The sequence below is a fragment of the Corallococcus sp. 4LFB genome, assembly GCF_046520365.1.
Classification (GTDB): Bacteria; Myxococcota; Myxococcia; order Myxococcales; family Myxococcaceae; genus Corallococcus; species Corallococcus caeni.
In genome coordinates this window covers 1-5,419 of record NZ_JBKGHJ010000520.1, presented here as the reverse complement: position 1 = coordinate 5,419, position 5,419 = coordinate 1, and the positions used below count along the sequence as shown (strand labels likewise).

Genomic DNA, 5,419 nt, shown 5'->3' with positions numbered 1-5,419 from the left:
GCCGGCCGCGCGCCGGGACAGGCGTCGCCGTGGAGGCCGTCCTTCGACGCGCTCTTCCCGTCCACGCCCCCGGCGCCCACCGTGCCGGAGGTGCCCGGCAGGGAGCTGGTGGCGCGGGTGACGGACATCCTGGAGGCGGTGGGCGAGGCCGCGTCGCTCGCCCCCGCGGACCGGCGCGCGACGGAGAGCGTGGTGCTCCTGCAGCACCTGCTGTCCGTCTACGGACTCACGCCCGCGCGCTACCTGGCCGTGCTGTCCGGCGGTGCGCGTCCGGTGGGCGAGGCGTTGGAGCGGGTGCGGCTGCTCTGCCGCCCGTTCGGGTAGGCTTCGGGGCACGCGCCATGTTCGGCTTCCTCAAACGCAAGAAGACGCCTCCGGCGCCCGTGGACCCGCTGGCCACGTTCGACCGGCTCATCGAGGACCTGGAGCGCCAGGCGGCCGAGGTGCGCAAGTCCGCCGCCACGCTGCTGGCGCTCAAGGGCGAGCTCTCCCGCGGCGTGACGCGCTACACGGCCCGCCTGGGCGACATCGCCGGGCGGCGCCAGACGGCGCATGACCGGGGGGACGCCAAGGGCGTGGGCGTGCTGGAGCGCGACCGCGTGCAGACCGAGCGCCTGCTGGAGTCCACGCGCGAGTCGCTGCGGAGAGCGGAGCGGGACTCGGAGCTGCTGCTCGGCGCGGCCAGCGAGCTGGGCGAGCGCGTGGCGGACCTGCGCATCGAACGCGAGAGCGCCTCCGCGCGGATGGCCGCGGGCGGCGTCGTCACCGAGGCGCTGCGCGAGCAGGTGGAGCGCTTCGACCGGGTGATGGCGCTGGAGGCCGCGCGCGACGAGGTGGAGAAGGCGCACGCCTTGGCGGACATCTACCGCGAGGAGCACCGCCCCCCCGCGACGCCCGAGCGCGCGAAGTAGGGGAGCGCTAGTTCCGCCGCGCCGTCTGGTGCAGCTCCAGCACGATGTTGCCGCCCTTGAGCAGCCGCACCGCGCCGGACGTCTGGCTCACGACGAGCGCGATGCAGTGGGTGGTGGAGGTGATGCCCGCGGCGGCCGCGTGGCGCGCGCCCAGGCCCAGGGGAATCTTCACCGTGTCGTCGTTGGCGGACAGGTAGCGGCCCGCGGAGAGCACCACGCCGTCCTCGCGGATGACGAACGCGCCGTCCAGCACGGAGAAGTTCTTGATGGCGTCGCGGATCTTCGGGTCGAGCACGTTGCGCTCGGACTCCGACAGGCCCTGGAACGGGTTGATGGTGAGCTGCCGGCTCTTCTCCAGCACGGCCGTGTGGTCGCCAATCGTGATGATGGTCCCGATGGGGTGACCCTCGAAGCCCTCCTGGCCAATCTGGAGCGCCAGCTGGATGAGCGCGTCCACCACCTGCGAGTTGAACTCGTCGCCCAGCTTCACGCCCTCGATGGCCAGCCGGTCGTCCAGCGACCCGCCGATGCGCATCTGCATCAGCGTGTCCGGCGCGCGGCCCACCTTGCCCGTCATGCAGAGCACGAGGTCGCCTTCCTTGAACGCCCCCTGCGACAGCGCGGACACGAGCGCCACCTTCACCCGCTCCGTGCGCGAGTAGTCGTACGCGGGGATGACGAGCGCGCGGAACTTCTTGTGCTGGTGCTCCTGCGCCAGCTTGTCCAGCGTCACCGCGTACACCAGCTTCTTGCGCGCGGGCTTACCCCGGAGGTCCTCCGGCGGAATCGGCGTGTCGCTGATGTAGAGGAAGTGGTCGACCTCGCTCTTGGCGGCCAGGGAAAGCGCCGAGCGCAAGAATTCCCGATCGAACTTCGTGTTGTCGCTCAAGGGGCCCCTCGTGCACCCACGTTTTGAAGCAGGTCAGCTTGACACTGGGAACTGGCTGAATAAAGCTTTCGGGCCCTTTTTTTCGGGGTCAGGCCCCCTCTACCCGTCCAACGGAGCCGCAGGCTGTGAACCAGAAAGATCTCAAGCGTTACAAGAAGATGCTCGAGGACAGCAAAGCGAGCCTGCTCGAAAGCGCGAAGAAGACCCTGGTGGAGGAATCGTCCTTCGACACGGACGACCTGCCTGACGAAATCGACCAGGCCGCCTCCGAGTACACCCAGTCCATGGTCTTCCGTCTGCGCGACCGGGAGAAGTTCCTCCTGCAGAAGATCGACGCGGCGCTCAAGCGCGTGGAGGACGGCACCTTCGGCATCTGCGAGCGCTGCGAGGAGGACATCTCCCCCAAGCGCCTGGATGCGCGTCCGGTGACGACGCTCTGCATCCGCTGCAAGGAGGAGCAGGAGAAGAAGGAGAAGTCCTACGGCTGAGGCCGTGGCTTCTTTGGACCGCACGGCGCTCCACGGCCCGTGCGGTCCACGTCTCCTGTCGCGAAGAGCGAAGTGAAGTCGCGAAGTCGCTTCAGGCCGCCACGGGCTGGATCTCCACCCGCAGCAGCTGACGGCCGATGAGAAAGTGGTCGCCGTTGTCGACGAAGGTCGGCCCCGCCAGGCGGATGAACGTGCCGTTGGACGAGCCCACGTCGCGCACCATCAGCCGGTCCCCCCGCACCTGCAGCAGCGCGTGCCGCCCGGACACGAAGCCGTCCGTGGGGAAGGCGATGTCGCCCTGCTCACGACCCAGCAGGTTGTCGCCGTCCTTGAGCGGGTAGGCCGCGCCGCGCAGGCCGCCCTCCAGCAGCTGGATGAGCCGCAGCCGGTAGCCCGGATCCGGCGAGCCCCACACCTGCGTGCCGCCGGGCCCCAGCGCCGCGGCGGGGATGGGCTCCAGCACCAGGCGCTGACGGCCCAGGCGCAGCTCTCCGCCGGCGGCAGCTCGCGCTCGTTGCGCAGGCGCACGAAGACGCCGTTGGCGCCGCCCACGTCCTCGATGGCGAGCCTTGCGCCGGAGAAGAAGAAGCGCGCCTGCACGGGCATGATGAAGGGTCGTCGTTGAGCGCGATGTCCGCCTGCTGGCCGCAGGTGAGGGTGTCGCGCTGCATGCGCACGAGCGACTCGGGGCCGCCGTCCGCCCGCACCACGCGGATGGACACCTGCGGGCGCGACGAGACGTGCGCCACGGCCATCACCATCGTCCCGGAGCGCAGCGCCGAACCACAGGCTCGGCACACAGTGGCATCCCGGGAATTCTCGGTGTCACAGCGGGGGCAATATTCCACGGCGTCCATGGGAGTTTCCCTTCTAGCAGGCCCGCGCCGCGTTGGGGGGCCCGAGAAGCGCACGGCTTGCTCCCCACCCGAGGGGCATGGTGAAGTCCCGGCCCCACCGACTGGACGCTGACGTGTACTGCCCTTCCTGCGGCGCTGACGCCGAAGACTCTTCCCGCTACTGCCCCGCCTGCGGCGCGACGCTCCTGCGCTCGGCGGAGGGCGGCGACGAATACGTGGGCAAGACGATTGCCTCCAAGTACCGGGTGGAGGCCCTCATCGGCGAAGGCGGCATGGGCAAGGTGTACCGCGCCCGTCAGCTCGCGCTGGACAAGGTGGTGGTGCTGAAGGTGCTGCGCCACACGCTCTTGTCGGACGAGCGCACCGTCGCGCGCTTCCAGCGCGAGGCCAAGGCGGCGAGCCGCCTCAACCACCCCAACTCCATCAGCGTGCTGGACTTCGGCCAGGCCGACGACGGCGCGCTCTTCATCGCGATGGAGTACGTGGCCGGGCAGGACCTGCATCAGCTCCTCAGCCGCGAGTGGCCGCTGGGCGAGGCGCGCGTGGTGCGCATCGTCCTGCAGATCCTCAGCGCGCTGTCGGACGCGCACGGCGCGGGCGTCATCCACCGGGACTTGAAGCCCGAGAACATCATGGTGGAGCAGCGCCGCAACGAGCCGGACTTCGTGAAGGTGCTGGACTTCGGCATCGCGAAGATCACCGACTCGCAGGACGAGGGCCCGGCCCTCACGCGCGCGGGCTTCGTGTGCGGCACCCCCGAGTACATGTCCCCGGAGCAGGCGCGGGGCGCGGTGCTGGACCACCGCTCGGACCTGTACGCGGTGGGCGTCATCCTCTACCAGCTGATGACGGGCCTCTTGCCCTTCGAGTCCGATTCAGCGGTGGGCTTCGCCACCAAGCACCTCACCGAGGAGCCGCCCCCGCCCACGCGCCGCCGTCCGGACGCGCGCATCTCCCCGGGCATGGAGCGGCTGATCCTCCGCGTCCTGTCCAAGGACCCGGATGACCGGCCGGCCAACGCCGCGGCCTTCAAGACGGAGCTGCTCGCGGCCGACAAGGAGCGCCGCCGCGGCGGGGCCAGCAGTGCCAGCGACACCGGCGGGCGCCGTCCCCAGGCCTCCGGCGTGCTGGCCCCCATCCCGCGCCGCTCTCAGGCGGCGCACAACGCCGCGCGCAACAACACGGGCTGGAACGACGTGACGGTGGAGGCCACCGTGCAGGGCCTGCCCAGCTCGCGCACCCCGGTCTCCGAGGAGGCCACGCTCGCGCCCGAGGGCACCCGCACCTCCGTGGTCGCGCCCGCCTCCCCTGGCGGCGAGGGCATCATCCTCTTCTTCAAGGCGCTCACCACGGTGCTGGTGCTGGGGGCGGTGGGCTTCTTCGTCTACTACTTCGGCATTGGCGCGGGCAGCGGCTCCGAGGGGAACCAGTACGTGGCGCCGCCCAACGCGCCCCGGCTGCTCACGTCGGGCTCGGATCAGCCGGACTACCTGCGGCAGATCCCCAGCAACGCGCGCAACGTGGACAAGGCGCGCAAGCTGACGCAGGACGGGGACCGCGACGTGCTGGCCGGGGAGCTGGGCCGCGCGACCTCCAGCTACAAGGAAGCCTTCAACTTCAACCCGGAAGCGGAGCTGGCCCTCAAGCTGGGCGAGCTGTACTGGCAGCGCGACAACACCGACGAGGCCCGCGGCTGGTGGGTGCGCCACCTGACCGACATGCCGACTCGCGCGCGCGTGCGTACATCGAGGTCCGGCTGGGCAGCCCGGTGGCGCGTCCCTCGGGGCCCTGAGGGCCCGGCTCGCAACCGCCGGAATCAGGCCCGGCCCGGTGGGTCCGGGCCTCCTGCCCGTCAGCCCAGCGTCTCCACCTGCATGACGTGCTGGCCCAGGCGGACGCGGTCGCCCGGGCGCAGGGGCCGCTCCGTCGCGGGCGGGATGCGCACGAAGGTGCCCAGGCCGCCGGACAGGTCGCGCAGCATCGCGCCCGTCGCGGTGGGGCTCAGCTCGCAGTGGCGGCCGGCGAGCCCCTCGTCATTCGGGTACGCCAGGTCGCAGTGCGCCTGCCCGATGGTGAGCAGCGCCGCGGCCGTCACCACCGCGCGGCCCGCCCTGCCACCCATGTGCACCTCTTCCACGCCGTACAGCGCCTGGCCGAGCGGCACCGGCGAGCCATATGGGTTGGGCCGGCCCGGCGCGGGCGGAGGGGCCTCCACGCGGCCGGTGAAGCGGAACAGCCGCTGGCCGGCGCTGAAGAGGGCGCGCGGCGCCAGGG

4 protein-coding genes and 3 pseudogenes are annotated in these 5,419 nt (G+C 71.2%); 4 read left to right on the top strand and 3 right to left on the bottom strand.

The genetic code is table 11. From position 1 onward, the window contains the following. Both ACLEQD_RS35785 and ACLEQD_RS35780 read left to right on the top strand, forming a co-directional pair. Positions 1-324 (top strand): annotated as a pseudogene (locus ACLEQD_RS35785) (VWA domain-containing protein); the annotation flags it as partial. A gap of 17 nt (positions 325-341) precedes the next feature. Next, positions 342-911, top strand: coding sequence for a PspA/IM30 family protein (locus ACLEQD_RS35780; protein WP_171420983.1), 570 nt, complete (start codon positions 342-344; stop codon positions 909-911). A gap of 7 nt (positions 912-918) precedes the next feature. Here ACLEQD_RS35780 and ACLEQD_RS35775 read toward each other — a convergent pair whose 3' ends face one another. Next, the gene (locus ACLEQD_RS35775) at positions 919-1,800 is read right to left on the bottom strand and encodes a DNA integrity scanning protein DisA nucleotide-binding domain protein (RefSeq protein ID WP_410390304.1); all 882 of its coding nucleotides are present in this window, start codon (positions 1,798-1,800) and stop codon (positions 919-921) included. A 125-nt stretch (positions 1,801-1,925) separates the two neighbouring features. Here ACLEQD_RS35775 and ACLEQD_RS35770 point away from each other — a divergent pair, with 125 nt between their 5' ends. After that, positions 1,926-2,288: a TraR/DksA family transcriptional regulator gene (locus tag ACLEQD_RS35770; protein ID WP_120529590.1), complete on the top strand. Its 363-nt coding sequence runs from the start codon at positions 1,926-1,928 to the stop codon at positions 2,286-2,288. A 91-nt stretch (positions 2,289-2,379) separates the two neighbouring features. Here the strand turns inward: ACLEQD_RS35770 and ACLEQD_RS35765 are convergent. Next, positions 2,380-3,145, bottom strand: a pseudogene (locus ACLEQD_RS35765) (FHA domain-containing protein). A gap of 77 nt (positions 3,146-3,222) precedes the next feature. Here ACLEQD_RS35765 and ACLEQD_RS35760 point away from each other — a divergent pair. Continuing rightward, a pseudogene (locus tag ACLEQD_RS35760) lies at positions 3,223-4,937 on the top strand (serine/threonine-protein kinase). A gap of 60 nt (positions 4,938-4,997) precedes the next feature. On the opposite strand, the gene ACLEQD_RS35755 reads toward ACLEQD_RS35760, so the two are convergent. Next, positions 4,998-5,267: an FHA domain-containing protein gene (locus tag ACLEQD_RS35755; protein ID WP_410390306.1), complete on the bottom strand. Its 270-nt coding sequence runs from the start codon at positions 5,265-5,267 to the stop codon at positions 4,998-5,000. Positions 5,268-5,419: the final 152 nt, after the last annotated feature.

Excerpts from the sequence above, each read along its gene's own strand:
- ACLEQD_RS35780 (WP_171420983.1), top strand. The coding sequence starts at position 342 with ATGTTCGGCTTCCTCAAACGCAAGAAGACGCCTCCGGCGCCCGTGGAC.
- ACLEQD_RS35755 (WP_410390306.1), bottom strand. The coding sequence starts at position 5,267 with ATGGGTGGCAGGGCGGGCCGCGCGGTGGTGACGGCCGCGGCGCTGCTC.